The sequence below is a fragment of the Synechococcus sp. H60.3 genome, from assembly GCF_047462295.1.
GTDB lineage: Bacteria > Cyanobacteriota > Cyanobacteriia > Thermostichales > Thermostichaceae > Thermostichus.
This window is the reverse complement of sequence record NZ_JANSIY010000193.1, coordinates 1-2,194: the sequence shown is the minus strand read 5'-3', so window position 1 is coordinate 2,194 and position 2,194 is coordinate 1. Positions and strand designations below refer to the sequence as shown.

Annotated in this window: 3 protein-coding genes; 1 reads left to right on the top strand and 2 read right to left on the bottom strand. The window is 57.2% G+C overall.

From position 1 onward, the window contains the following. Positions 1 to 174: 174 nt before the first annotated feature. A complete protein-coding gene (locus tag NW841_RS12690) occupies positions 175 to 978 on the bottom strand; it encodes a prohibitin family protein (RefSeq protein WP_414338532.1) in 804 nt (267 codons plus the stop codon). Between the two features lie 236 nt (positions 979 to 1,214). Between NW841_RS12690 and NW841_RS12685 the strand changes: the two genes are divergently transcribed. After that, positions 1,215 to 1,496, top strand: coding sequence for a hypothetical protein (locus NW841_RS12685; RefSeq protein ID WP_414333483.1), 282 nt, complete (start codon positions 1,215 to 1,217; stop codon positions 1,494 to 1,496). Positions 1,497 to 1,516: 20 nt separating this feature from the next. Here NW841_RS12685 and NW841_RS12680 read toward each other — a convergent pair whose 3' ends face one another. Continuing rightward, a complete protein-coding gene (locus tag NW841_RS12680; protein WP_414386740.1) occupies positions 1,517 to 2,152 on the bottom strand; it encodes a 4Fe-4S single cluster domain-containing protein in 636 nt (211 codons plus the stop codon). Between the last annotated feature and the right edge of the window lie 42 nt (positions 2,153 to 2,194).

The window sequence follows — 2,194 nt, the reverse complement described above, 5'->3', positions numbered from 1 at the left end:
AAGAGGGCAATCCCGCCCAAAGTTAGCCAACCAACTTTACTCTGGTGTGCTTCTTCTGTTGAATACATAGTGGCTGATCCCGTTTTGAGGTCTGAGGGAAGAGCTGGAGCAGATGGGGCCAGGCCCGAAAACTGTTCGCGTCAGCGGGACGGAGTCCTTTTTCTATTAGGTTTTCTATTTGGTTATCAAAGTTTCCAGCCGGGATCCCAGAACCGAGGCTTTCACCACCTCTAGGTACTTGGGATTCTGGGTGAGGGCCTGGGCCTTGGCTCGCAATTGGCCGGCTTCTGCCTCGGCTTGAGCAATGATGCTGCGGGCATCTTGGCGCGCCTGCTCGATCTCAAATTGTTTTTGCGCCAGTTGGTTTTCGGCGATAGTTTTTGCTTCAATAGCGGCTACAAAATCGGGATCGAAATCCACATCCCGCAGCAGAAAGTCCAAAACCTCGATGCCGTATTCCTTCAGCAAAAGGGCCACCCGTTCGCGAATTTGTCCTTGAAGCAGCGGGCGTTCGGTGGAATAGAGAGCTTGGGCGGAAAAGCCGCTGGTCTCATTCAAGATGACCGACCGGACGATGGGGGCAATGCGATCCAAGTAGTTCTCCCCCAGTTGGGTGTAGACCTTGGGGGCATCGAGAATACGAAATTGCAGCGTCGCCTCAGCCGCAATCTGCTGCCCATCCTGAGAGAGGGCCACCAGCCGCGGCGCATAAGCAGTCGGGTCGTTGTCCTTCCAGGTCAGAGCCTGCGTTTTTACGTCGAAGGTAACGGTGCGCGAGACAAAAGGCGGCACCCAATGCAGCCCTGGCTGCAAAGCAGTCGGGCTCACTCCCCCACCCCAGGTAAACAGCACCATATTCTCGCCGTTGCCCACCAAGCGCAGCGGCCTGCCCGCCGCCACCAGGATCAACGCCACTCCCACAAGGGTAGCTTTGGGCAACCAGCGACCCACCCGGCTTTCCCAACCTTCTGCTCGCATCTCTCCATCTCCTGCCAATGCAGCCATTCTCGCGGCTGTGAGAAGGTCGAGCTGAGAAACGGCTGCTATCTTTTAAGCTTTCTGCAGGGATCCCCGTCCTTTTTCTCAGACCCCCAGATGATGTTACTCGGTATCAAAAAGTTTACAAAAGATCACTTCACAATTCGCAAAGACCCAGGATAAGCCGGCAAAAAGGGAAGAAGATTAAAACATAATAAAGATTTGGGTTGCCGTTCATGCTGCCTACTATCGATTACGAGCGGCGAGATATCCAGGTGCCACCCTCCTGCATTGCCGTTGCAGCTCGGGCCTTGATCCGGCAGGGGGTATCCGTCTGCTGGCGGGAAGAAAGTCTGTCTGCCCTGATTCGTCTGGGATCCAAAGGAGCTGGCGATCGAGCTGCCATTTTGCTGGTGGAAATGAGCCTCATGGGCCAGCCGGAGGAGCTGAAAAACTGGCTGGAGATGTGCTGGCAACTGCCCGCCTATCGCCGCGAGCCGTTGCGGGTGGGGGGATAGGGGATCCCTGGGGAGGCGCGCTAGCCTCGTTCGGACTCGTCGAAGAGAAACTGCCCGCCGTAGCCGGTGACGATGCGGGTTCCATCTTTGAGGATATGGATTTCCACCTGGTCGCTGGCCCAATTCAGTTGGTTTTTCAAGGCAGGGTTAAAGACATGTACCCGCTGGTTGCGGGAAGAGACCAGCGAGTGGGGGGAGCGAATGGCCTGGGATTGCAGATAGGGCCCGTCCACCAAAATATCCAGCTCCTGCAGCAGCTCTTGGGCGCCGGGGGGAGCCTGGGGGGATCGCAACTCTTCCAGCGTGAATCCACTGAAGGCCATCGCCGTTAGCCCTTTCGCCTTCAGGAGCCGCGCCAAGCTGGCCAGGGCGGGAGCCTGCCAGAAGGGCTCCCCTCCTGAGAAGGTCACTCCCTCGTTTCTGGGGTTGCTGAGGATTTGCTCGGCCAGATCGGTGATCTTCACCAGTTGGTTGACCTCAAACGGCCAAGAAGCAGGGTTGAAGCAGCCCGGACACTCCCGCAGGCAGCCCTGCACCCAGACCACGGCGCGCCGGCCTGGCCCATTCACTTCCGATTCGTCCACATATCCCATCAGGTTGAGATAACCGGGAGGGATCCGCGCCTGAAAGTCCAGTGCGATCTTTGCCTTGGACATGGGTCACCTGCTGCAAAACGGCTTTGAGACTACTCTTAGCCT